The sequence below is a fragment of the Streptococcus oralis subsp. dentisani genome (genome assembly GCF_007475365.1).
In the GTDB taxonomy this organism is placed as follows: domain Bacteria; phylum Bacillota; class Bacilli; order Lactobacillales; family Streptococcaceae; genus Streptococcus; species Streptococcus mitis_AX.
In genome coordinates this window covers 484,518-507,957 of sequence record NZ_CP034442.1, presented here as the reverse complement: position 1 = coordinate 507,957, position 23,440 = coordinate 484,518, and the positions used below count along the sequence as shown (strand labels likewise).

Sequence of the window (23,440 nt, the reverse complement as noted above, 5' to 3'; positions counted from 1 at the left end):
TTATGCTATGCGTGTTTCTGATAAAGAGAAGCTAGATTCTAAGAAAATTGAATTTGATTTTATGGAAAAAGTTGCTTCTCTTGGAGTTCGTAAATTTTTAAAAGATAGACCTCAAGTATCTTCCTCTTTTGCATCTGGTATGATAGATGGATATTTTGATGATGAGGTTCCGAATTTATTTTAGAAACTTCTTGCAATTTACATTCTAAGCAACCTAGTTGGAACCCTTCCATGGGCTGTTCCTTATGGAGAAGAGGAAGTAGCAGTAATGCAAAATCAAGCTAAGAAAATTTTAGAATGGTATCACTATATGAACCGAATAATCCCAAGTTGGTATCTGAACAAGAATAATGAATAATAAATGTTATAATCATAAGAGAATAGGATGGATAATTTAACGTTTAGATAGAAAAATATAAAGAATATTGAAATCATTTGTTGTAACTGTGTAAAAGATAGTTTAGTATTTGCTGAGATAAAAACGAATGCAATCATGTGACTGAAAAGATAACATAACAATAAAAATTTGAGGAGGAATGTAGGATGTTGTTGGATGATGAAAGATATGCAGAGGTTATTGCTTATGGTAAGGAAGCTGTAACCAAGATAGGCGAAAACAAGTTCGAGGAGGGATTCGTTCTTGCAGAACAAGGTTGGAACTCTTTTCCAGAGTCGGGAGCAAAATGGAATCAGGGATACAACTATGCGAAAAGCTTTTTCAAGCATGCGATCAGAAATAGAGATATGGTGATAGCAAAATCTTGGTTGGACAGAATGATCGAAAACAATGATGAGCTGCACTTGTTTGATTCTGAGGTTGAACACATGAAGGCAAAGTATGAATTTGAACTTGGAAACTTAGACGAAGCATTTGAATTATGGAAGAATCTGCTCAAACAAAAAGGTGTAGGCAACCGATATTTCCAGTCTGACGATCCAAAGTATAAGGAATTCTATCAATCAAGAAAATAATTTTATTCAGCAAATAGGAAATAAAAAACAACTAAGAGAAATTAATCTTAGAGAGGGATTGTGACATCTGTATAAGGAATTGTTACAAAAAGACGAATCAACATAAGGAAAAATAATTGCTGGAGGAACTATGAACCAAATTGAGAAGTATCGAATATTGAGTGCAGTAAAAGCATTCGGTCACCGTGCCAAAATTGCCTTGGTCTTGCTTGATAGCAGCACAGCTTATGAAGAATTAAAAGAAGAAGCCGCACAAAGCATGGTTGCTGGAAGTTATGACTGTGTAGGTGGAGATCCGGCTGTAATACTTGAAAAAATAGCAATAGAATTGATATGTCGTGACACCCGTAATACATGGTATTTACCTGATAATGTAAAATTTTGGGATAAGCGTTTCGGCAGTTTGTTTGAAAATAAGTTTTTTTGCTATGACGATGATATAGAAACATGGAGCAAGATACTTTACAAATATTTTGTAAAACTGCAGTGGATGCCGAAAAGAGAAGATTATACTTCAACAAGGAGCTATAATAATGTTTGGGGATATTTTGCAGAACTTTTAGCAGTTGTAAAACAAAATAATCATCCTGAGTTTGATAAGTATTATGAAATTGCAGTTCAAAATGGAATGAATCCAGTGGTTTTGGAAAGAAAGTTACAAGAACTGTCTGAAATCAAACAACAATTTTCTGTAATTTAACAGGTAGTCACTCAGTTTAGAAAAAATGTGACAAAAAATGAATCAATTTATATTCGAAAGGAAAGAATTACAGATTTTATATCCTTTGAAGCCGTTGTATGTGCAGTGTAGTAGCTGCCGACGATATAATCTAGCTAGCCAATCGTTTCATAAGCAGAAGAAGCCTAAAACAAGGCCTTAGAATAAAAGCCACAATTCTCTGGTTCTATAATTGCAAAAAATAATGTCGAATCAGCAAATCTTTTATATTTGCTGATTTTTAACTATCAAGGCAAGCGATTCATCTTTTTACTTAGATTCTATGACTTGTTTTTCGAATTGAGATTATTGAAGATTTTTAATATAATAAAGTAGAAATAACGAACATTTAGATGAAATTAACATTTGAGGTTTAGAGTAAACATGAGTCTATTATTTGAAGAATTTAAAACCATTTGTTTCCATTTAAACCAAGTCGGAATTACACCGACACTGATGGGTTCTTTGGGATTTGAATACCGTTCAAATGAAGAATGGGAGCCATCTGACATTGACATTCATGTCCCTGGAGATCCTAGAGGATGGGAAGCGCCTGATCATCTCAGGATTTATGACTGGGACAAGATAATGAAAGTGATGAACCACTTAGGCTACACCTTAATAGATCTTCATGAGCATGAATTCCAAAAGGAGGGCGTGAGTGTGGAATATGGAAGTATCGATTCCTTACCTGATTTTGCAGGAGTTTCGGAATCGGATATAGAGCTTATTCATCTTGAGAACATCACTTTTCGTGTTCCAAGTCTGGAACAGTATCTAAGTATTTACAAAGTTTCTTCTCAAGACTCCTATCGAAACAATCAAAATAGCAATAAAGATTTTAAGAAGATAGAATGGCTGGAAAGACATCTAAAAGTTTAGTTTGCTTATAAAAGAGTCTGTGAATGTAATAAAATACCTATGGTTTACTGAAAAATGAGTTTCACATACCTTATGGAGGTGATTAAAAGTGATTTATCTTCGTCATTATACAAAAAGTAAAGAAAATTTTTTGATAGAAGAGAATAAGCAAGATAGTATAGAATTCGGGTGTAAAGTAGCCGAAGAAGCTACTCTACTTGGATGGCACGAATCGTATGCAAAAAGTTTAATTTGGTTTGCTTATCGAAAAAGTGAGAAAGTGATTCGGATTGTGGTTATGAACAATAATAAGAATCGGACTACCCATATAGATCTGGAAGATGACTTTCTTGATTCGGAGATAACTTTTGTGAGCTTGCCTGATGAACATAGAATAATTGTATCATTGACGGCGGGACAGGATGGTTCTCAAGATTATTGCCTGGCATTTCTTAAAAATAAGCTAACAATAACACATACATTTCCTAAGAATCTGACATATACTTTCGGTATTGATGAGGAAGATTCTTTGATGGTGGATTTTTATACAGCTGACTTTTACAAAATATCCAATCATGATTTTCAGATAAAGTTTAGCCAAAGCTACTCTGTATTTGGAAATGATGCCTTATCAAATGTTTGGCAAATTAACGATTCATTTGGTATATTTTGTACAACGGAAGAACGATGGTATGTGTTCAAATTAAATACACTGGAGTTAGTTGATCAGTTAATAATTGAAGATAACATCGATACCTGCCATGGAGATTATTGTGGGATGAATTCACTATATCAGACAGGAAATGAATTGATTTTCAGATGTTATGACTACAAAAATGGAAAAGAAGAGATTGATTGGATTCATGTGAATAAAATTTATCTAAATAAACTGATTGGGGATTGGCTAAAGGATAAAGAATCTAAGTATTGCCCCCTTGCAGACATATCAAAATAGTTTAACAAACAATACACAGTCTTTGGCTATTAATCCAATTGTTGTGTCTCTTTTTTAGCGTGTGATAATCGCCTAAGAGCTTGAGCCATCGCACGAAATCATAATATAATTAGATGTAAAAAATTCAGAAACAGTTTACGAAGATTGATGAAAGTAGCAAAGATTCTATAGCTTTCTTTAAAAAGGATATACTATTAGTAATTATTTGATCAATTAAATTGGAATGTTTAAGAATACTGGAGGACGGAAATATGTTATTTGAAGAAGTTATGATGGATCATACAGATCAGAAAATCACCAATCTTTGTAAGAGATTAATCACGAAGTCTTCATTAATGAGAAGTGCTGATGTTACCAACTTGTGTGAGCTAGCATATCGGCTATATGTTATAGGTGATAGAAAAAACTCTTTAAAGGTTTGTGAATATACCAATATAGAAATCCCTAAAAAGATTAATTACAATGTATGGGACTTCATACTATGGATTTGGGGCTTAGAGGCATATATTTACAATGAAGATGGGAGAAGTGCTGATAAGAGTTTCAGAATTGAACAGATGAGAAAAGTTTGGTCAACTCCTAAAAATAGTAATGACACAGAAGAAAAAGCTTGGGCATTTGCACAGAAACTAATGAATAGACAAACCTTCATAGTAGGCAATGATATAATCATAAGGTAGTTAATAAAAAGCAGGTTTTGTGCATAAGATAGTTGACCAAAAAAGTATTGACGCAATATTAATGAACTGTTGAGTGTGTAGGAAAATATGCAAAAATGAGAACCTTTTCTTTACATATGAAAAGGTTCTCGGTATTAACCAAGAAGAATAACTTGCAAATAAAATTTTAAAGTAGTATACTAGAACCACGATTGTGAAAACGTTTGCGGTATAAGTGAATTAAAGTAAATTAGGAGACAAAACAATGGAATTAACAGCCATTTACCATAGACCAGAGTCGGAGTATGCTTATCTTTATAAAGATAAGACAATGCACATTCGTATCCGGACCAAGAAAGATGATATTGAAAGCATCAACTTGCATTATGGAGATCCTTTTATCTTTATAGAGGACCATTATGAAGCAAGCAAGGAGATGACCAAAGTCACCTCCGATGCCATATTTGATTACTGGCAAGTGGAAGTTACAGTTGGCTATGCCCGACTCCAGTATCTCTTTGAACTCAAGAATAAGCAAGGTCAGAGTATTTTGTATGGCGATAAGGGATGTGTTGAAAATACAGTAGACAACCTTCATTACGAGGGAAACGGCTTTAAAATTCCTTATATCCATGAGATTGATGCTTGCTATGTTCCTGACTGGGTGGCTGAAACGGTATGGTACCAGATTTTCCCAGAAAGATTTGCAAATGGCAATCCTGAAATTTCACCAGAAGGGGCGCTAGCTTGGGACTCGTCTATCACACCTAAAAGTAAGGATTTCTTTGGTGGGGATTTACAGGGTATTATTGATCATCTGGATTACTTGCAGGACTTAGGGATTACAGGACTTTATCTCTGTCCGATTTTTGAATCTCCAAGCAATCACAAGTACAATACGACGGATTATTTTGAAATTGACCGTCATTTTGGAGACAAGGAATCCTTCCGTCAACTGGTGGATCAAGCCCATCAGAGAGGCATGAAAATCATGCTGGACGCTGTTTTCAACCATATCGGAGACCAATCTCCACAGTGGCAGGATGTTCTCAAACATGGTGAAGATTCAGTTTACAAAGACTGGTTCCATGTTCAAGAGTTTCCAGTGACCAAGGATAAGCTAGGTAATCCGAGAAAACTCCCTTATCACACCTTTGCCTTTGAGAGCTATATGCCTAAGCTCAATACGGCAAATCCTCAAGTAAGAGACTATCTATTGAGCGTTGCGATCTACTGGATTGAAGAGTTTGATATCGATGCTTGGCGCTTAGATGTGGCAAATGAAGTCGACCACCAATTTTGGCGAGATTTCCGTAAGGCTGTCTTGGCTAAAAAACCTGACCTTTATATTCTTGGAGAGGTCTGGCACACTTCTCAGCCTTGGCTAAATGGTGATGAGTTCCACGCAGTCATGAACTATCCTCTCTCCGACAGCATCAAGGATTATTTCTTGCGAAGGACTAAGAAAACACATCAATTCATCAATGAGATCAATAGCCAGTCTATGTACTATAGACAACAGATTTCGGAAGTGATGTTCAATCTTTTGGATTCGCATGATACGGAGCGTATTTTGGCTACTGCCAAGGGAGATAGCCAACTGGTTAAGTCTGCCCTAGCCTGCCTCTTTTTACAAAGAGGCACACCATGTTTCTACTATGGAACGGAGTTGGAGTTAAATGGAGGACCAGACCCAGATTGTCGTCGCGTTATGCCTTGGGAACGTGTTTCCGATAGCACTGACATGCTCGATTTCATGAAGAAGTTGATTCAGCTTCGTAAAGGAGTTGCGGACATTATTCAACATGGAACCTACAACCTGAAAGAAATCAAGTCGGACGTGCTTGCTCTCGAATGGAATTATGATGGACAAAAAATCCAAGCTATTTTTAACCAATCAGCTGAAAACTATCTTGTAGATATTGATGCTGTAGCGTTAGCAAGTCATTGCCAAGAACTAGAACAGCAACTGGTGATTTTGCCAAAAGGATTTGTCATTCAATAAAAAATATGATTAAAAAGACTGTAATGATGGGGGACCATTCGTTTTAGTCTTTTTTCTATTTATGTAGTATAATAAAGGAAATACCAGAGGCAAACTCTTAGAAAAAAGAGAACGATGAACCATCTAGTCCAATCTTTAAAAGAAAAGATCACTGACCAAATGTCCTTGGTTCGACAGGCTCCTAATGACGATGAAGAATTTTATCAAGTCCATTTAGATATTTTCTATAAGCCGACTAGTGAGAATGCAGAGTTTAGAGAGTCTATATGGGACGAAGATCCTGATGAGAATATCTTTGACTATATTCGAAACTCTGAGGTCTTTGCCGATGCTAAAGACAAGGAATACCTCAAAGTAAAAATTTATTTAGATGAAACTTAGTAAGGAGAAATCATGTTTAATTTTTTTAAGCGAAAAAGAAACAAGCGGTTCAATCAGGAGTCGCATGACAAGGTTAAAGAAAATCAGACTGTTTCTGAAAAGAAACTTGATTTAGAAAATGATGAAACAAAGGTGGATTCTGGACAAATCCTCCATTTTGATCATTTGAATTTTAAATTGACCGTCATTCAGGTCTTAATGTACGATTTACAAGTATTGAAACCATCCTTTGATATATATACTTTTGCTGATCAATACAGTGAAGAAGAGATTGATACTGAAAGCATGGAAGTTATAAGGCCTGCTCTTGAGTATTTTGAAGCATTATCTATTCCTAAGAAATATGCTGAAGAGGTCAAAGAAATTTACATGGATGGTGGAAATGAGATTTATATGAATATCATTCCACAATGGGATGGAGAGGATGAAACATTTGATTTGAATGAGCTCAGTTTATCCGAACTGCAACAATTTCCAAACTTGAAAGAATCAACTATTTTAAGCAGCAATTTTGATAGCGTGAAAGAAATCTTCGATGCGGCTGGTATTGAAGTCGAGCTATTGTAATTTTAGTTATCAAGTCAATTTATGTTAAAACAATAATTGGGTCACGCTTTAAAAGGAGTATGAAAATCAATGGATGCCAACACACTTAGAGTTGTGAAAATAGACAAAGAAGCACTTTATGAATTTATCTATGAAAACTTTATAGCACAGCAGAAAGAATTGTTAGACATATCCAAATCTGAAGTGATGAATAATTTTGCAATAGATTGGGAAAAAGGGGAGTTTCTATTTACTGCGCATAGACAGGAAAACATGACTGAAGAATTGATTTCCTTACCACAAGGACTAAATGCGGAAACATTACTGGAAAACTTGCCTGTTACAACTGATTCTGTACTTAAACCAAATCAAATCTATAAAGATTATTCATTTGACGATTTGAGCAAATTTATTTGATGAGAGTATTTTATATCGCAGAGGTTGTAGATGCTAGAGTGCGGTGAGTTACAGTTAATTATAAGAGAAAAGTGTGAAAAAATACAATTTTTACTCAATCTAGTGTAACTTACTCGAATTTAAATAGTCGATCTAGTGTTGAAGAAGTGAAGAATTTATTATCCACTCATACTATCATTAGAAGGAAGCAAGTCAAAGAATTCAACTTATAAAAGTCCCTTTATCGTAGAGAATATTGATTAGATAGCAAGGAAGAGGAAAATATGAAACTATTTAAAAAAATTTCCTGTCTATTTATTATTATAGTTGGCGCCTTTCTACTAAGTGCCTGCACCTCGCAAAAAGAAGACAAAGAGCGACTAGTTCGATATCTCAATAAGGTCTATGGAGAAAATACTTATGAGATGAAAGAAGATCCCAGGCATTCCCATTATTGGTTTGTGACATTGAAGGATTATCCAAATATTCCCTTTACTTGTAGTGTGTCCCATGATTGGCTAGCAATGGGATCACCTTTTATTCATTCTGATTTTGAAGAAACATTCTGCACAAGAGCTCTTGCGGAATATAAGGAAAATCATAATCTAGGTGATGATCTCCTTTCCTATCTGCATCCCGTAAATTTTGTCTATTCTACAGAAGTAACAAATTTAGATCAGCTAAAAGAATCCTATGACAAGATATTGGACTTTATCAACTATACTAGCCTGAAGTATCCTATTTTAGTAGAAACTGATTGTTTCGGGGTACGAATGGATATCAGTGGTATTCGATTAAAGAGCTCGAGGAGGAATCTTGATGGTTCAATCGATACCAGTATTTATCGACAAATTTGCAACGCAGAAAATGGGAAATTAAACATAAGACCTTTTGAGAAAATTCGTCAAGAATTGGAACCCCAACTACGAACACACCCTGAGAATTCAAAGGGATTTGTATTTATAGTAAACACGACTTCCTTTGTACTGGGGAGCGATACACTCGATGATTGCTTATATAAGCATTTCGAATTATCATCTACCACAGTAGAAGAACTTCAAAAGATCAAGTTGCAACCTGGAGAAAATAGCGAAAACTATATATTGTCTAAAGACTATAATGATAATAGTTTAGAGTATTATACAAAAGTTACAGTGCAGGTGAAAAATCTAAGTGATAAGGAATGTTCTGTTTTAGATGGAACGTTGGTGAAGGCTGTCATCTCTGATCCAGCAAGTATGTATATTGGAGATGTCTATTTTGAATTTGATAAAAGAAAAGAATTAACTGCTGATTTGTATGATATGCTTGGAACAAAAAGGCCCTCCACTAGTGAAGAGGAGAGCGACGGAGTTCCCTATAAAAATATAAGAGTTTTATTTAAGATGAAGAGCTATTTCAAAGAGATAGACAGCGTTACATTATCCTATCAGGAGTAGGGATTTTCTCACTCCCAGATTGTATGCTGGACTCTTACACCGTATCGATAGGGGGACTGATCACTATTGAAATTCGCCACAAAATGATAGCTATTCCATAGCACATAGTCAGCAGTTTGCAGTCTCAGACTGAAGTAGGTGTCCTGTTTCACTTCTTTAGCGTCAGCAGGTTTCAGTGAAAAGATATCTGTTAATTTCTTTGTTTTAAAGTCATTGATTGTAAGTTTGGAGAGGTCTTGGTTATTGATGTTAACTTGGGAGAGTTGCGGGCTCTCTGCTGAGATTTCATAGTATGTAACCACGCAGTTCGCGAGTTTATCAGTGTCTTTCCACTTTGGTGTAATGCTCATAAGACCGTAAGATTTACCATCTCGAACTATTTCAAGCAGTTCTCCGTAGTAGAAGTGGTCATTGCGTTTGTTCACAATCTCGCTCTCAGGATTTTTTCCGGTAAAGCTGAACCCCTGATCCAGTAGTTCTGAAGCCCTTGTTTCTCCGACCACCACATTGGTCTTATCGATTTGTATTCCAAAAGGTTGAGCAGGAAAGCCAGTAATGAAGATGCAAAAAGTAAAGATGAAAGTAGTCAAAAAGACAGCACCAACAACCGCATTAGATGATGAATAGCGGTGATGGTTTTTCCTTGGACGCTTTACTATAAATAACATTAAGTTGATAAGGCTTCTAAACAGCATACTTGCTACAACAATGGCAAATTGAGCCTTTAAACAAGTATAAAGAGCTGCTGAAAAATTGTCCATTTTAACATACAGTGCCACTAGAGTGATGATATTAGCCAGAACAAAATAGAAAATAAATAAGTTTACTTCTTTGAGAGCGTTCCTATTAGTGATATCTTCATATTCAATATGGTAGCGTCCTTGAAAACCTTGCCCAAACTGATACATCCACTTAGGAACTTCTTCGCCGGCGCTAACGGCATTCGCCAGTTTAAAATAGAGATAAATCGTACAGACTAAGAATAGGAAGAAAATAAAATAAAAAGTCAAAGCAAATATAAAAAAGCCCATCGCTATTCTCCTTTTTAAACTATAATCCACATTTTAGATACACCTTTATTATAACACTTTATAGGGAAAACATCTGAGGATACAATAAATCAGGCAAAAACTAAACCTGGGCGAAATTGAGCTTATATAAAAATGTCATTCAACATAGAAATTTTGGAGGAAAAACAAATGGGAATGATTGCTAATTATAGATATATCAATGATCAGTATTTACATCAAATGAAAAGTTTTAATGCTGAAGAAGAAGATCAATTTGAGATAGTAGAGGAAGAAGAACTTCTACTTGATATAGATAAAATGTGGGATGTTCTTCATTTTGTGCTTACAGATGTTGGTACTTCAAACCCCAGTCGGAATGATCCTTTGAGCGTGGCTATTTTGGGTGTGACGCCACTTGAAAATGTCGCAGAATATATTACTTATACAGAAAAAACAAAAGTAGCAGAAATTTATTCAGCATTGGAAAACTTTGATATGGAAGAAGCCATGGCGCATTTTAGTATGCAAGCTTGTAAAAATGCAGATCTTTATCCTGATATTTGGGATTATGATGAAGAAGAGGAAGAGATTGAAGAAGAAATCTGCGAGTATTTCCAAGCAATGAAAGATTTTTACAAGAAAATTTTAGAGCTCAATGGTAATGTCATGGTCACTATTTGTTAAAAGGTTTATCAAACGTTTCTAAAAGAATAAAATAGCTTGAGGCAAAAAATGGATAAAGAAGATTTACAAAAAGCATATCTTGACTTGGAAAAAGAAAGCTTTCCTTCTGGTAAAAGAATCAAATTTGTAGCTAATTTGGGTAGTTCCCAAGAAATCGCATATCATTATGAACTGATTTGCAAAGATTGGAATGAAGGTAGAAACCTGCATTTAGAAGGTAGCTTTGATAAACATGGAAGAGATGGATTAGAGTTTCTATTTGAACAGTTGGATGAAGTTAAAGATGAAAAACAAAGTGTATTGACTGCGTATCTTATAGCGGAAATCCTTTCTAAATCAAAGCATCGAGATTTTTATTGGTCGCTTTGTGACCAACTGATTCCTATTCTCATTTCACTTTTAGATATAAAGAATACTATTCTTCGTCAAAAGGTGGTCATAGCTTTAGGTTGGGTAGGAACAGAAAAAGAAATTGGTCTTTTGACAAGACAAATGCTAGGTGATGGAGATGCTTTTTGTCGTGCATGGTCTGCGGCAAGTCTCATGCAACTGTCCTTTCATAGAGTAAAAGTAGAAATCATATCCAAAGAAGTAAAGACCAGTTTTATTCAAGCTATTACCGAAGAAAAAGACCTCTATGCTTGCGGTATGATGATAGAAGCAGCTCAAATATTATTTGGCAAGAGATGGATACCATCTTCTGCAGTAGAAAATATGGACCTTGAAAAAATAGAAAAGGCTCAAAAATCTGCTATTAGATTTCTAAGTAAGCATTAGACACCAATCATATAGAAACATTTGAGAGTTATTTGATAGATAAGTTTCTGCATCTCTAAAACTACAAAGGAACATATTATCAATATCAGCACCTGAAATGTATGAATGTTGTGGTCATCATTGTTTCTTTCTACATAGTAAGCCTGCAGTACACTGAAACTACAGGCTTTTGTCGTTTAAGTGGTATAATAGAAGAAAAACGAGAAGTATTTTATATATAAAGAGTTTCAAGATCCAATATTAATCGAGGATGGTAATAGATCCGTTTGTGGCTATCTATTGAAATGTCTTGACTGTAAAAAATATCATCTCTGGGTAGATGCGGATTAGGAAACTAGTGTAAGCTGGCCAAGAAAGGTTCAAATTATAAGAGAGGATGATGGCATTGGAGAATTTAGAGATTTTTGAAATTGCATCTAAGTATTTTCTAGGACAAATGACTGGGTTCAAAGACTTATTAGCTATTAAGATCAATCAATTGGATAGTATTGATTGGGTTCATAATAAAGGAAGCGTAAAAACTTGCAAAGCTGATGAAACGGGTCGAAAGATGAGATGTAAGGTTGGATTGGGATATGGTCTAAAAGTCGAATTATCGCTTAATGAGGTTGAGCTGATTTGGGAAGCGTTTCAGAAATTTTTTAAAGAAAGCTATTTCGAAAGGATTGAAAGAAATAGAAACAATGAAGAATTAGGAAGATACGAATTTATTGCAAGGACTCCTAAAGGAGATGAAATTGAATGCAGGATTTACCTAGCTAATGAATGGAATATTCCTCAGATTTCGATTTCAGGCTTTGTTTCTTCTCGCTATAAGAATTGCGATTTTAGCAAGTAATGGAAAAGATGGGTAGAAAAGGTGAGATATGAAGCACTTATACCGGGACAATATGCAAAAAAGCCTTGAGGCCTTGTATGTTTTGGATGATTATTTAACAGATCCTTCAAAAGACTATTTGAGATTGATACGAAAGAAAGTAACGGACTTCACTAGCCGATACAGCATTGATAACGGTGCTGGGGATTCTTTGGATGTGATTTTTACAGAAGAAGTGGTCTTGATAAAGGGATTTGATCATGAAAATAGTCTCAATCAGTTTGCAGCTGACCAATGGAATCAGAACATTATCGACAGGATTTATGAAGGTATTGATGAAAAATGGCTGAATCTTTTAACTTTAAAAGAAAGAGAAGAAACAACATTTTGTATCTGGTATGATGGTACCATTCATCAAAATAACATTGAGAATAATAACGGCGGAACTTGGTTATTGGGATACACCTTTGATACATACGATAGGTTTAAAGAATTTGTGATAGAATATTATTCTTTTGAATTTGATGATAAGTTGTTGAAAAAACTCTATACTGATGGTAGTCTGTCTGATAGAGAATTGGCAGAACTGACACATGAATATCGAGGTTAGAAGATAATGGAACTGACGTTAAAAAGCACCCCAGAAAAATACAAAAAAATGGTAGATGAACTCTTACATTCTTATTGGAATTATTACAGAAATTAACCTTTTTGGAAGAAGGAATCTATGAATACAACAAGGAACTCGATGCTGAAAAAAGGCTACTCAAGATACCTTCACATCAGATTCATCCCGAATGGAAGAAACTGATGGACGAATACCATCAACGCTATCTGGCTCTCCTGGATGGCTGTGTAAGCGAGAAACTCTTATTAAAAGGGGCTAGGAACTCCTATGGCCATCCAAGTGAGTATTCGTATTTACGAGGCGAGAATTTTTCCGTTTGGTTTACCATGCGAAAAAGGGATCTGGCAACGGTCATACTATACTATGAGGAAGCTTTGGAAATGAAACATAAGTTTGTGCTTAGGTTGATTGATGGCAAATGGTTGATTGATGAGAAATTCTATGGATTTGGCGATGAAAAAACATGGTATGTTGATATGCTCTGAAAAAAAAGCCCTATGTACCCTTCTGCAATAATCACAAATTATCTAGACTGCAATTCCTTGAATTAGAAGATTTTTAATTTGTTCTCCAAGCTTTAGACGAGGTTTTATATGAAAGGCGATATGCGAAAGGATTACCTCTATCGGTATCTACTCTACAGATTTGAAAAAGAAACTTGCAAGAATAGTGCTCTGGAAGGGTTTGATCAAGAGGCCAAAGAAAGAATCTGTCAACAGGCGACAAAGACCACCAGACGGATTAGTGTATTTGTCGGTTTGGTCTACTTGATTCTGTTTTGCTTGATAATTATCTGGCTGAATGCGAATTGCTCCCAAAATCCATTCTTCCTATGGTATCAAGGCTACATAGAATCACTATTTCCATTGATCAATGGTGATTGGGGGAGTAGTTGGATTGAGAAAAAAGGGACGATATTATGGATTGCTATCAAGGCTTTCCCCATATTTGTTCTTAATGGAGCGCCCTTTCTTTTGCTTGTGCTACTGATTGCGAATAGAACCTTGAAAAAGAAATTAAAGGTTGAATGTATTAACTAAGGAGAAAATTGAGATGGGTAGAATAATTGTAATCAGTTCGCTAACTTTTCTTGCATTGGCATTTTTGGGGATTGGACTCGGAATGTATTTCTTCCTCAAAAGGCTGGTAGTGAATGGGAAATCCGTCTTAGATGAGCCAGTAAATGAACAAACTCGTACAGACAAGATGGGGTTTGGCGAGCTTTTGGTTTATTTGTCGATGATTGCGATTGCTGGTGTTTTTGTAGTCCAAATAATGAGTAGGGGTGGAACTGGTAATGCTATCTTGGCCAGAATTGTCATCCTACCGCCGATTATGGCACTTTTTAATGCCAGAAAACGCACGGGAAAAGCGATGATTGCACTTGTGGTTTCTTTTATGATGGCTTTATTTCTTATGATAGCCTATGGTCAGATAGGGTTGCCACCAAAAGCACCAGAATTGACGATAGATGACAAGTCGATCACGCTAACACAAACAAGTGTGAGCGACCTTCTAAAAGCAGGTTTTGACATTTATATCAGGGGGGAGGATAGCTTTAGTAACGATTATGATGAGGCTCTTTCTTCGGGGAAAATCAAAAAATATCAGGCTGATAAGAGTATTTTTATCGAAAAAGGTTTTCATCAAGATAGCAATGCTGTGTCGTATGCTCCCTATCTTCTTGGCAAAGATGGTTTAATCCTTGGAAGTATTTCCTTATACGGAGATGAAACAAAAGAAATTGCTTTAGAGGACTGTAAAATTATCCAGTTTAAGCTAGATGAAGATCGTATCAAAGCAGCAAAATCAAAAGCTATCTCCTATAAGCTAGATGGTGTGGATTTACTGACTAGAATTGAAGAAGGAACCATGCGAACAACCTTTGGTGATAAATTATGGTCAGTTCCGCCTGCACATCCTGTAGACTCGACCCAACTATGGTATGGTATCCAGTGGAAAAGTCCCAGTGACCACCTGTTTTGGAATGAGTATTTTTCCTTAATTCGCTTGGATGAAAACTACCATATGATAGATTTTGAGCTAGTTGGAGAAGTAGCGCGTGATGATTAGTGAAATGAAGACCTACTAAGTTTTTTTGATGTTATTCTATTTGTACTTTGGTCAGGATTAGTATATAATCTACCATAGAGTCATTTACTAACTAGGAGAAGAATCATAGAATTAAAAGATTTTACTGAAAAAGAACAGGAAATGATAAAGCAGGGACTGATAACATCTGAAATTAGCGATAAGGAAACTGCTGCGAAAATCCTTGCCCTAGTACCTCAGGAATGGATCAAACGCATCCCATTTTTTGTGAGAAAACACGCAACAACTCGGACAATAAAGCGAATTTCCATCGAACATCCAGAGCTCTATGCAGCTGCCAAGAGAAGTGGTGAGATTCCTGAGAAGGAACGAGAAGAATTGCGCCAAATCATTACAGAAATTTTCCAGGAAAAAATGGATAAGCATAAGATTAAATAATCTTGAAAGGAACTAAAAAATAGTTCCTTTTATAATCGTTTCCAGTTCGTTGAACATGAACTTTTTGGTAGCAATTCAACTATTTACGAACAAAATTTAAGTAAATTCAAAAAAAGTACTTTACAAGCTCTTGTAAACATGATATAGTTATAAGGCTTAGAAAATGAGAAGATGTTTTCTAGCAAATATAAACCCGAGTAAAAAATGCCTACGGACAGGCAGGGTTGAATGCCGAAGCGTGGTTGAAAAGCCACATTATTGATAGGGTTAAAAGCCTACTTTTATAAGTTGATGTTAGGACGCTTGTCCTAATTCATAAATTTTAGTGTGGTGAAAGCACACGTCATCTTGTGAAACGATCAATAAAGTACGTAATATTTGCTACTAGAGAGTTAGGAAACATCAGGAACAGACATACTCAACAGAAACCAAAATAAACACGTCAGAAGATTGCAGAGCAGGTGAAAACCTGCTCTTTTTTCATAAGTCAACCTTTGGTCTCCCTCATCATTTTGAGGAGCTAAAAATACGGTAAAGGAGTATGTCTTGAAAAAGTTAGATCAAAATCAGGCCCCTATTTATGAAGGTCTGATTAAGCTAAGAAAGAAACGGATTGTTCCCTTTGATGTACCAGGTCACAAACGCGGACGGGGAAATCCAGAACTTGTTGAATTGTTGGGAGAAAAATGTGTTGGCATTGATGTCAATTCTATGAAACCCTTGGATAATCTAGGCCATCCCATTTCGATTATTCGGGATTCAGAGGAACTAGCAGCTGATACTTTTGGAGCAGCGCATGCCTTTCTCATGATTGGTGGAACAACATCATCTGTTCAAACCATGATTCTTTCCACCTGCAAGGCAGGAGATAAGATTATTCTGCCACGTAATGTCCACAAATCTGCTATCAATGCGCTGGTTCTATGTGGTGCCATTCCCATCTATATCGAGATGAGTGTAGATCCTAAAATCGGCATCGCTTTAGGTCTTGAAAATGACCGTGTTGCACAGGCCATCAAGGAACATCCGGATGCTAAAGCTATCCTAATCAACAATCCTACCTACTATGGGATTTGTTCAGACCTTAAAGGTTTGACGGAAATGGCTCATGAAGCTGGCATGCTTGTTTTAGTGGACGAAGCCCATGGAGCTCATCTGCATTTTACAGATAAATTGCCGCTATCTGCTATGGACGTTGGCGCTGATATGGCAGCGGTCTCTATGCATAAGTCTGGTGGGAGTTTGACCCAAAGCTCCATTTTACTTATTGGGAATCAGATGAATCCCGAGTACGTTCGTCAGATCATCAACTTGACTCAGTCAACATCAGCCTCCTACTTGTTAATGTCTAGTTTGGATATTTCACGTCGCAACTTAGCTCTTCGTGGAAAAGAGTCGTTTGAGAAAGTCATTGAGCTATCCGAGTATGCTCGTCGTGAAATCAATGCTATTGGTGGTTACTATGCCTACTCAAAAGAGTTAATAGACGGTGTGTCAGTCTGTGATTTTGATGTGACCAAGCTGTCAGTGTACACTCAGGGGATTGGGCTAACAGGGATAGAGGTTTATGACCTCTTGCGAGATGAATACGATATTCAGATCGAGTTTGGGGATATTGGGAATATCTTGGCCTATATTTCCATCGGTGACCGCATCCAAGATATCGAACGTTTGGTCGGTGCTTTGGCTGATATCAAGAGACTCTACTCAAGAGATGGGAAAGACTTGATAGCTGGAGAATATATCCAACCAGAGTTAGTGCTGTCTCCACAAGAAGCCTTCTATTCAGAAAGAGAAAGTTTATCCTTGGCTGATTCTGTTGGACATGTCTGTGGGGAATTTGTCATGTGCTATCCTCCAGGGATTCCAATTTTGGCTCCTGGTGAACGTATTACACGAGAAATTGTAGACTATATCCAATTTGCCAAGGAACGTGGTTGCTCCCTCCAAGGGACGGAAGATCCAGAGGTCAATCACATCAACGTCATTAAGAGAAAGGAGAACTAGATGGATTTATGGTTTTCTGAAGTTCATACTCCAGATGTGAAATTGTCCTTGAGAACTGCCAAGCAACTCTATGCTGGAAAAAGTGAATGGCAGGATATCGAAGTCTTGGATACGCCAGCTTTTGGGAAAATACTGATTTTAAATGGTCACGTCTTGTTCTCAGATGCGGATGATTTTGTTTACAACGAAATGACCGTTCACGTTCCCATGGCTGTGCATCCCAATCCAAAGAAAGTCTTGGTTATTGGGGGTGGTGACGGTGGTGTTGCCCAAGTATTAACCCTCTATCCTGAACTTGAGCAAATCGATATTGTGGAACCAGATGAGATGTTGGTTGAGGTCTGCCGTGAGTATTTCCCAGACTTTGCTGCAGGGCTAGATGATCCTCGTGTTACCATTTACTACCAAAATGGGCTACGCTTTTTGCGAAACTGTGAAGATGACTACGATATTATCATCAACGATGCAACAGATCCATTTGGACATACGGAAGGGCTCTTTACCAAGGAATTTTATGGAAACAGTTACAGAGCTCTCAAAAAAGACGGCATCATGATTTATCAGCATGGTAGTCCTTTCTTTGACGAAGATGAGTCAGCTTGCCGAAGTATGCACCGTAAGGTCAATCAAGCCTTTCCAATCAGTCGGGTTTATCAGGCGCACATCCCAACCAGTCCTGCTGGTTATTGGTTGTTTGGATTTGCATCGAAAAAATACCACCCGGTCAAAGATTTTGATAAGGAAGGCTGGAAAAAACGCCAGCTTTTCACAGAATACTACACTGCAAACTTACATGTGGGTGCCTTTATGTTGCCCAAGTATGTTGAGGATATTTTAGAAGATGAGGAAGGGAAAAAATGAGTCGTTTATTAGTCATTGGATGTGGGGGCGTTGCCCAAGTTGCTATTTCAAAGATTTGTCAAGATAGCGAAACCTTTACAGAGATTATGATTGCTAGCCGTACAAAGTCAAAATGTGATGATTTGAAGGCTAAATTAGAAGGCAAAACAAGTACAAAGATTGAAACAGCTGCTCTTGATGCTGATAAGGTAGAAGAAGTGATTGCTTTGATTGAAAGCTACAAACCAGAAGCCGTTTTGAACGTAGCTCTGCCATACCAAGACTTAACTATCATGGATGCTTGTTTGGCGACAGGTGTCCACTATATAGATACTGCCAACTATGAGGCTGAGAATACAGAAGACCCTGAATGGCGTGCTATTTATGAGAAACGTTGTAAGGAACTTGGATTTACAGCCTACTTTGACTACTCATGGCAGTGGGCTTATCAGGAGAAATTCAAAGAAGCTGGCTTAACTGCTCTTCTTGGTTCTGGTTTTGACCCAGGTGTGACTAGTGTCTTTTCAGCATATGCCCTCAAACATTACTTCGATGAAATCCACTATATCGACATTTTAGACTGTAATGGTGGAGATCACGGTTATCCATTTGCGACAAACTTTAACCCAGAAATCAATCTCCGCGAGGTTTCTGCGCCAGGTTCTTACTGGGAAGATGGAAAATGGGTCGAAGTTGAAGCTATGTCTATCAAGCGTGAGTATGATTTCCCTCAAGTTGGACAAAAAGACATGTATCTCCTTCACCATGAAGAAATTGAATCATTGGCCAAAAACATTCCTGGTGTCAAACGGATTCGTTTCTTTATGACCTTTGGGCAATCTTATCTAACACACATGAAATGCTTGGGAAATGTCGGACTCCTTCGTACGGATACCATTAACTTTAACGGTCAAGAAATCGTACCAATCCAATTTTTGAAAGCTTTGCTTCCAGATCCAGCCAGCCTTGGTCCACGCACAGTTGGTAAAACCAATATCGGTTGTATCTTTACAGGTGTCAAAGACGGTGTTGAAAAGACCATCTATATCTACAATGTTTGCGACCATCAGGAATGTTACGCAGAGGTTGGTTCACAAGCTATTTCTTACACAACAGGAGTTCCAGCTATGATTGGGACAAAATTAGTGATGAACGGTACTTGGAAACAACCTGGAGTTTACAACCTTGAAGAGTTGGATCCAGATCCATTCATGGAAGCATTGAATGAGTATGGTTTGCCTTGGGTTGTGGTTGAGAATCCGCAAATGGTGGACTAATGAAGCTAGAACAAGTACCAACACCAGCTTACGTCATTGACTTAGCAAAGTTAGAAGCCAACTGTCGCATTTTACAATATGTACAAGAAGAAGCTGGTTGCAAGGTTTTGCTTGCCCAGAAAGCATATTCCCTCTACAAAACCTATCCCTTGATTAGCCAGTACCTATCTGGTACAACTGCAAGTGGTCTCTATGAAGCGAAGCTGGCTAGAGAAGAATTTCCGGGGGAAGTCCATGTTTTTGCGCCAGCTTTCAGGGATGTGGACTTGGAGGAATTGCTTGAGATAACAGACCATATCGTCTTTAACTCGGAGAGACAGTTGCGTAAACATGGTCCTCGTTGTCGAGCGGCTGGTATCAGTGTCGGTTTGCGTATCAATCCTCAATGTTCAACCCAAGGAGATCACGCGCTCTATGACCCTTGTTCACCAGGTTCTCGTTTTGGTGTGACACTTGATAAAATTCCTAGTGATTTGTTGGATTTAGTGGACGGACTTCATTTTCATACCCTTTGCGAGCAAGGTTCAGATGATTTAGAGACAACTTTGAAAGCAGTAGAAGCGCAGTTTGGTCCTTATTTACATGAGGTGAAATGGCTCAATATGGGTGGCGGACACCACATCACAAGAGAAGATTACGATGTGGATTTGCTGATTTCTGAAATCAAGCGTATCCGAGAAACTTACAATCTTGAGGTCTATATCGAGCCGGGTGAAGCCATTGCGCTCAATGCGGGTTATCTAGCAACTGAAGTATTGGATATTGTAGAAAACAGTATGGAGATCTTGGTTTTAGATGCCTCCGCGACCTGCCATATGCCAGATGTACTTGAGATGCCCTATCGTCCACCTTTGAGAAATGGATTTGAGGCTCAGGAAAAAGCCCATACCTATAGACTTTCTTCCAATACTTGTCTGACGGGTGATGTGATTGGCGACTATAGTTTTGAAAATCCAGTCCAAATCGGTGACAGACTCTATTTCGAAGATATGGCTATTTACTCCTTTGTCAAAAATAATACTTTTAACGGTATTGGCTTGCCAAGTCTCTATCTTATGGACGAGCAGGGAGACTGCAGTTTAGTCAAAGCCTTCGGTTACCAAGACTTTAAAGGGAGATTATCATGATGGACAGTCCAAAGAAATTAGGCTATCGTATGCCAGCAGAGTACGAACCACATCATGGAACCCTCATGATCTGGCCGACTCGACCAGGTTCATGGCCCTTCCAAGGAAAGGCTGCCAAAAAAGCATTTAGCCAAATTATCAAGACCATAGCAGAAAGGGAAACTGTTTATCTTTTGGTGGAGCAGGATCATCTATCTGAAGCCCAATCCTATCTAGGAGACAAGGTTGTTTATTTAGATATTCCGACAAATGATGCCTGGGCGCGTGATACTGGTCCGACCATTCTCCTCAATGATAAAAGGGAAAAGTTGGCAGTAGACTGGTCTTTCAATGCCTGGGGTGGTACAGTCGATGGTCTTTATCAAGATTATGAAGAGGATAACCAAGTAGCTAGTCGTTTTGCTGAGGCCTTGGAAATGCCTGTTTATGATGCTAAACCTTTTGTACTAGAAGGCGGTGCAATACATAGCGATGGTCGAGGAACGATTCTCGTGACTGAAAGTTGCTTGCTTAGTCCTGGTCGCAATCCTCATCTAAGTAAAGAGGAAATCGAAAATACCTTATTAGATAGCCTTGGAGCTGAAAAAGTTATTTGGCTTCCTTATGGTATTTATCAGGATGAAACCAATGAACACGTTGACAATGTTGCAGCCTTTGTAGGTCCTTCAGAGCTTGTTCTAGCTTGGACAGACGACAAAAGCGATCCTCAGTATGCCATGTCTGCAGCCGACCTTGAGCTTTTAGAAAAGGAAACGGATGCAAAAGGGCGTCCCTTCACCATTCATAAATTGCCTATCCCAGCGCTTCATCAAGTTGTAACCGAAGAGGATTTGCTAGGCTATACCTATGAAGAAGGTGAAGAAGAGCGTTATGCGGGTGAACGTCTTGCAGCTTCCTATGTTAATTTTTATATTGCCAACAAGGCTGTCCTTGTTCCCCAGTTTCAAGATGTCAATGACCAAGTTGCCTTAGATATCCTCAGTAAGTGTTTCCCAGACCGTAAAGTTGTCGGAATACCAGCCAGAGATATTCTCTTGGGTGGTGGTAATATCCACTGTATTACCCAACAAATCCCAGAATAGGAGAAAAAATGAGAAATGTAAAAGTTGCAGCAATCCAGATGCAATGCGCCAAGGATGTGGCAACGAATATCCACTCTGCAGAGCGTTTAGTACGTCAGGCTGCAGAACAAGGCGCACAAATTATTCTCTTACCCGAATTGTTTGAACGTCCCTATTTCTGTCAGGAACGTCAGTATGACTACTACCAGTGTGCCCAGTCGGTGACAGAAAATACAGCCATTCAGCATTTTAAAGTGCTTGCTAAGGAACTACAAGTTGTTTTACCAATTAGTTTTTATGAAAAAGATGGCAATGTCTTATATAACTCTATTGCTGTCATTGATGCAGATGGGGAAGTGCTGGGTGTTTATCGGAAAACCCACATACCAGATGATCATTATTATCAAGAAAAGTTTTATTTTACGCCTGGTAACACTGGTTTCAAGGTCTGGGATACTCGCTATGCTAAGATTGGGATTGGTATCTGTTGGGATCAATGGTTTCCTGAAACAGCGCGCTGTCTTGCTCTGAATGGTGCTGAATTGCTCTTTTATCCTACAGCCATTGGTTCAGAACCAATTTTGGATACAGATAGTTGTGGTCACTGGCAACGTACTATGCAAGGTCACGCAGCAGCGAATATTGTCCCAGTCATTGCAGCCAATCGTTACGGTTTGGAGGAAGTCACTCCTAGTGAGGAAAATGGTGGACAGAGTTCCAGTCTTGACTTCTACGGTTCCTCCTTTATGACGGATGAAACAGGAGCTATTCTAGAAAGAGCTGAAAGACAAGGTGAAGCTGTTCTGTTAGCAACTTATGACCTTGACAAGGGAGCAAGTGAACGCCTCAACTGGGGACTGTTTCGTGATAGAAGACCAGAAATGTATCAACGAATTACGGACTAGAAGGTTAATTTCATAATAATTTTTTGATATTCACGCCTGTCTTACAAAAATGTAAGATAGGCTTTTTAAATGTAAGACGGGTGTACGATTATACGTGGAAATATATGCTATACTCTATGTAGATCAAAAAGAAAGAGGTTTATTATGAAAAAATGGAATGCGACACAGTTGAAGTACCTGATGGCTGCAGCAATGGTTCTAGACCATATCCCTCATATCACAGGGATCGTTTCTCCTCTGTGGGAAGGTATTTTCCACGCTATGACCCGTTGTGTGGGAGTTTGGTTTGCTTATATGGCTATGGAAGGGTTTATCCATACAAGTAATGTAGAAAACTATCTCCTACGTTTATGGTCTTGGGCCACTATGATGTTTCTTGGAAATACTTTACTCAATGTACTTTTTGCCTCCAAATCTGTAATGGTACATAACAATATTTTCCTGACTCTGGCTATCGGTGTTACCATGCTTTGGCTTGGCTTTCCCAGAAAAGAGTTGGATAAAAAGGAGAAGTTGTGGCGTCGGATTGGAGTTGCTGGGCTCTTGATTTTCGGTTGTCTTTTTACTGAGGGTGGTATCACCATGCTACCATTTCTCTTGATTAGTTACTCTTGTAGAAATCGTAAGGGATTGCGAAATCTCCTCTATACTCTACTTTGGGCCTTCCTGTTAGTGACTTCTATCCATACCTATGATACTTGGTACCAAACCTTGGAAATGATGCTTTACAATTCTGATTGGCTCTTTATCACCGTATTTCCTTTTATGGCCTTGTATAATGGACAGCGAGGAAAAGAAACCAGTTGGAGTAAATATTTCTTTTATATTTTCTACCCAGCTCATCTATGGATCATAACCTTAATTGCTTATTTGGTTAAGTAGTTT

At 37.8% G+C, this 23,440-nt stretch carries 26 protein-coding genes and 1 pseudogene; 25 read left to right on the top strand and 2 right to left on the bottom strand.

Annotation, left to right across the window (positions count from 1 at the left end):
• Nucleotides 1-112: 112 nt before the first annotated feature.
• From EJF26_RS10200 to EJF26_RS02620, 11 genes and pseudogenes are all read left to right on the top strand, one after another.
• A pseudogene (locus EJF26_RS10200) lies at nucleotides 113-358 on the top strand (phosphotransferase family protein); the annotation flags it as partial.
• A gap of 185 nt (nucleotides 359-543) precedes the next feature.
• Nucleotides 544-972: a hypothetical protein gene (locus EJF26_RS02665; RefSeq protein WP_000923163.1), complete on the top strand. Its 429-nt coding sequence runs from the start codon at nucleotides 544-546 to the stop codon at nucleotides 970-972.
• A 130-nt stretch (nucleotides 973-1,102) separates the two neighbouring features.
• Nucleotides 1,103-1,672: a hypothetical protein gene (locus EJF26_RS02660; RefSeq protein WP_001071733.1), complete on the top strand. Its 570-nt coding sequence runs from the start codon at nucleotides 1,103-1,105 to the stop codon at nucleotides 1,670-1,672.
• Nucleotides 1,673-2,074: 402 nt separating this feature from the next.
• The gene (locus EJF26_RS02655; protein ID WP_000054542.1) at nucleotides 2,075-2,572 is read left to right on the top strand and encodes a hypothetical protein; all 498 of its coding nucleotides are present in this window, start codon (nucleotides 2,075-2,077) and stop codon (nucleotides 2,570-2,572) included.
• Nucleotides 2,573-2,660: 88 nt separating this feature from the next.
• Nucleotides 2,661-3,506 (top strand): hypothetical protein, encoded by an 846-nt coding sequence (locus EJF26_RS02650; RefSeq protein WP_000639778.1) that lies wholly within the window; start codon nucleotides 2,661-2,663, stop codon nucleotides 3,504-3,506.
• Between the two features lie 251 nt (nucleotides 3,507-3,757).
• The gene (locus tag EJF26_RS02645; RefSeq protein ID WP_000895892.1) at nucleotides 3,758-4,186 is read left to right on the top strand and encodes a DUF6707 family protein; all 429 of its coding nucleotides are present in this window, start codon (nucleotides 3,758-3,760) and stop codon (nucleotides 4,184-4,186) included.
• A gap of 244 nt (nucleotides 4,187-4,430) precedes the next feature.
• A complete protein-coding gene (locus tag EJF26_RS02640; RefSeq protein WP_000423948.1) occupies nucleotides 4,431-6,170 on the top strand; it encodes a glycoside hydrolase family 13 protein in 1,740 nt (579 codons plus the stop codon).
• Nucleotides 6,171-6,284: 114 nt separating this feature from the next.
• A complete protein-coding gene (locus EJF26_RS02635; protein WP_001016252.1) occupies nucleotides 6,285-6,551 on the top strand; it encodes a hypothetical protein in 267 nt (88 codons plus the stop codon).
• 12 nt (nucleotides 6,552-6,563) lie between these two features.
• Entirely contained in the window at nucleotides 6,564-7,118 is a 555-nt protein-coding gene (locus EJF26_RS02630; RefSeq protein ID WP_000481652.1) for a DUF6892 domain-containing protein, read from the top strand.
• Between the two features lie 69 nt (nucleotides 7,119-7,187).
• Nucleotides 7,188-7,514 (top strand): hypothetical protein, encoded by a 327-nt coding sequence (locus EJF26_RS02625; RefSeq protein WP_000339852.1) that lies wholly within the window; start codon nucleotides 7,188-7,190, stop codon nucleotides 7,512-7,514.
• A 263-nt stretch (nucleotides 7,515-7,777) separates the two neighbouring features.
• Nucleotides 7,778-8,932 (top strand): hypothetical protein, encoded by a 1,155-nt coding sequence (locus EJF26_RS02620; RefSeq protein WP_000765206.1) that lies wholly within the window; start codon nucleotides 7,778-7,780, stop codon nucleotides 8,930-8,932.
• Between the two features lie 8 nt (nucleotides 8,933-8,940).
• Here the strand turns inward: EJF26_RS02620 and EJF26_RS02615 are convergent, their stop codons facing one another.
• Nucleotides 8,941-9,963, bottom strand: a complete 1,023-nt coding sequence (locus EJF26_RS02615) for a hypothetical protein (RefSeq protein ID WP_000505399.1) — start codon at nucleotides 9,961-9,963, stop codon at nucleotides 8,941-8,943.
• Between the two features lie 168 nt (nucleotides 9,964-10,131).
• Here EJF26_RS02615 and EJF26_RS02610 point away from each other — a divergent pair, with 168 nt between their 5' ends.
• The 5 genes from EJF26_RS02610 (at nucleotide 10,132) to EJF26_RS02585 (ending at nucleotide 13,333) form a co-directional block, all read left to right on the top strand.
• Entirely contained in the window at nucleotides 10,132-10,626 is a 495-nt protein-coding gene (locus EJF26_RS02610; protein WP_000525335.1) for a YfbM family protein, read from the top strand.
• Nucleotides 10,627-10,674: 48 nt separating this feature from the next.
• A complete protein-coding gene (locus tag EJF26_RS02605) occupies nucleotides 10,675-11,403 on the top strand; it encodes a HEAT repeat domain-containing protein (RefSeq protein ID WP_000356610.1) in 729 nt (242 codons plus the stop codon).
• A 379-nt stretch (nucleotides 11,404-11,782) separates the two neighbouring features.
• Entirely contained in the window at nucleotides 11,783-12,241 is a 459-nt protein-coding gene (locus EJF26_RS02595; protein ID WP_001162799.1) for a hypothetical protein, read from the top strand.
• Nucleotides 12,242-12,269: 28 nt separating this feature from the next.
• On the top strand, nucleotides 12,270-12,830 hold the full coding sequence (locus tag EJF26_RS02590; RefSeq protein WP_000682109.1) for a hypothetical protein: 561 nt from the start codon (nucleotides 12,270-12,272) through the stop codon (nucleotides 12,828-12,830).
• 74 nt (nucleotides 12,831-12,904) lie between these two features.
• Entirely contained in the window at nucleotides 12,905-13,333 is a 429-nt protein-coding gene (locus EJF26_RS02585; RefSeq protein WP_260678630.1) for a hypothetical protein, read from the top strand.
• Between the two features lie 147 nt (nucleotides 13,334-13,480).
• Here the strand turns inward: EJF26_RS02585 and EJF26_RS09750 are convergent, their stop codons facing one another.
• On the bottom strand, nucleotides 13,481-13,666 hold the full coding sequence (locus tag EJF26_RS09750) for a hypothetical protein (protein ID WP_185962789.1): 186 nt from the start codon (nucleotides 13,664-13,666) through the stop codon (nucleotides 13,481-13,483).
• Between the two features lie 235 nt (nucleotides 13,667-13,901).
• On the opposite strand from EJF26_RS09750, the gene EJF26_RS02575 reads away from it, so the two are divergent.
• From EJF26_RS02575 to EJF26_RS02535, 9 genes are all read left to right on the top strand, one after another.
• On the top strand, nucleotides 13,902-14,921 hold the full coding sequence (locus tag EJF26_RS02575; protein ID WP_000532629.1) for a hypothetical protein: 1,020 nt from the start codon (nucleotides 13,902-13,904) through the stop codon (nucleotides 14,919-14,921).
• A 105-nt stretch (nucleotides 14,922-15,026) separates the two neighbouring features.
• On the top strand, nucleotides 15,027-15,338 hold the full coding sequence (locus EJF26_RS02570; RefSeq protein ID WP_025168934.1) for a hypothetical protein: 312 nt from the start codon (nucleotides 15,027-15,029) through the stop codon (nucleotides 15,336-15,338).
• 546 nt (nucleotides 15,339-15,884) lie between these two features.
• A complete protein-coding gene (locus tag EJF26_RS02565; RefSeq protein ID WP_000732154.1) occupies nucleotides 15,885-17,345 on the top strand; it encodes an aminotransferase class I/II-fold pyridoxal phosphate-dependent enzyme in 1,461 nt (486 codons plus the stop codon).
• The gene (gene speE, locus EJF26_RS02560; protein ID WP_000366725.1) at nucleotides 17,346-18,206 is read left to right on the top strand and encodes a polyamine aminopropyltransferase; all 861 of its coding nucleotides are present in this window, start codon (nucleotides 17,346-17,348) and stop codon (nucleotides 18,204-18,206) included.
• On the top strand, nucleotides 18,203-19,462 hold the full coding sequence (locus tag EJF26_RS02555; RefSeq protein WP_000088779.1) for a saccharopine dehydrogenase family protein: 1,260 nt from the start codon (nucleotides 18,203-18,205) through the stop codon (nucleotides 19,460-19,462). The genes speE and EJF26_RS02555 overlap by 4 nt, the downstream gene beginning before the upstream one ends.
• Nucleotides 19,462-20,589 (top strand): carboxynorspermidine decarboxylase, encoded by a 1,128-nt coding sequence (gene nspC / locus EJF26_RS02550; protein ID WP_000764371.1) that lies wholly within the window; start codon nucleotides 19,462-19,464, stop codon nucleotides 20,587-20,589. The genes EJF26_RS02555 and nspC overlap by 1 nt, the downstream gene beginning before the upstream one ends.
• Nucleotides 20,586-21,671, top strand: coding sequence for an agmatine deiminase (gene aguA, locus EJF26_RS02545; protein ID WP_000969476.1), 1,086 nt, complete (start codon nucleotides 20,586-20,588; stop codon nucleotides 21,669-21,671). The genes nspC and aguA overlap by 4 nt, the downstream gene beginning before the upstream one ends.
• 8 nt (nucleotides 21,672-21,679) lie before the next feature.
• Entirely contained in the window at nucleotides 21,680-22,555 is an 876-nt protein-coding gene (gene aguB, locus EJF26_RS02540; RefSeq protein WP_001246709.1) for an N-carbamoylputrescine amidase, read from the top strand.
• Nucleotides 22,556-22,699: 144 nt separating this feature from the next.
• Nucleotides 22,700-23,437, top strand: a complete 738-nt coding sequence (locus EJF26_RS02535; protein WP_000759198.1) for a TraX family protein — start codon at nucleotides 22,700-22,702, stop codon at nucleotides 23,435-23,437.
• Nucleotides 23,438-23,440: the final 3 nt, after the last annotated feature.

What these genes read in the sequence shown, in the direction of transcription:
- EJF26_RS02665 (WP_000923163.1), top strand. Translation starts at nt 544, where the DNA reads ATGTTGTTGGATGATGAAAGATATGCAGAGGTTATTGCTTATGGTAAG.
- EJF26_RS02660 (WP_001071733.1), top strand. Translation starts at nt 1,103, where the DNA reads ATGAACCAAATTGAGAAGTATCGAATATTGAGTGCAGTAAAAGCATTC.
- EJF26_RS02655 (WP_000054542.1), top strand. Translation starts at nt 2,075, where the DNA reads ATGAGTCTATTATTTGAAGAATTTAAAACCATTTGTTTCCATTTAAAC.
- EJF26_RS02645 (WP_000895892.1), top strand. Translation starts at nt 3,758, where the DNA reads ATGTTATTTGAAGAAGTTATGATGGATCATACAGATCAGAAAATCACC.
- EJF26_RS02640 (WP_000423948.1), top strand. Translation starts at nt 4,431, where the DNA reads ATGGAATTAACAGCCATTTACCATAGACCAGAGTCGGAGTATGCTTAT.
- EJF26_RS02635 (WP_001016252.1), top strand. Translation starts at nt 6,285, where the DNA reads ATGAACCATCTAGTCCAATCTTTAAAAGAAAAGATCACTGACCAAATG.
- EJF26_RS02630 (WP_000481652.1), top strand. Translation starts at nt 6,564, where the DNA reads ATGTTTAATTTTTTTAAGCGAAAAAGAAACAAGCGGTTCAATCAGGAG.
- EJF26_RS02625 (WP_000339852.1), top strand. Translation starts at nt 7,188, where the DNA reads ATGGATGCCAACACACTTAGAGTTGTGAAAATAGACAAAGAAGCACTT.
- EJF26_RS02620 (WP_000765206.1), top strand. Translation starts at nt 7,778, where the DNA reads ATGAAACTATTTAAAAAAATTTCCTGTCTATTTATTATTATAGTTGGC.
- EJF26_RS02615 (WP_000505399.1), bottom strand. Translation starts at nt 9,963, where the DNA reads ATGGGCTTTTTTATATTTGCTTTGACTTTTTATTTTATTTTCTTCCTA.
- EJF26_RS02610 (WP_000525335.1), top strand. Translation starts at nt 10,132, where the DNA reads ATGGGAATGATTGCTAATTATAGATATATCAATGATCAGTATTTACAT.
- EJF26_RS02605 (WP_000356610.1), top strand. Translation starts at nt 10,675, where the DNA reads ATGGATAAAGAAGATTTACAAAAAGCATATCTTGACTTGGAAAAAGAA.
- EJF26_RS02595 (WP_001162799.1), top strand. Translation starts at nt 11,783, where the DNA reads ATGGCATTGGAGAATTTAGAGATTTTTGAAATTGCATCTAAGTATTTT.
- EJF26_RS02590 (WP_000682109.1), top strand. Translation starts at nt 12,270, where the DNA reads ATGAAGCACTTATACCGGGACAATATGCAAAAAAGCCTTGAGGCCTTG.
- EJF26_RS02575 (WP_000532629.1), top strand. Translation starts at nt 13,902, where the DNA reads ATGGGTAGAATAATTGTAATCAGTTCGCTAACTTTTCTTGCATTGGCA.
- speE (WP_000366725.1), top strand. Translation starts at nt 17,346, where the DNA reads ATGGATTTATGGTTTTCTGAAGTTCATACTCCAGATGTGAAATTGTCC.
- EJF26_RS02555 (WP_000088779.1), top strand. Translation starts at nt 18,203, where the DNA reads ATGAGTCGTTTATTAGTCATTGGATGTGGGGGCGTTGCCCAAGTTGCT.
- nspC (WP_000764371.1), top strand. Translation starts at nt 19,462, where the DNA reads ATGAAGCTAGAACAAGTACCAACACCAGCTTACGTCATTGACTTAGCA.
- aguA (WP_000969476.1), top strand. Translation starts at nt 20,586, where the DNA reads ATGATGGACAGTCCAAAGAAATTAGGCTATCGTATGCCAGCAGAGTAC.
- aguB (WP_001246709.1), top strand. Translation starts at nt 21,680, where the DNA reads ATGAGAAATGTAAAAGTTGCAGCAATCCAGATGCAATGCGCCAAGGAT.
- EJF26_RS02535 (WP_000759198.1), top strand. Translation starts at nt 22,700, where the DNA reads ATGAAAAAATGGAATGCGACACAGTTGAAGTACCTGATGGCTGCAGCA.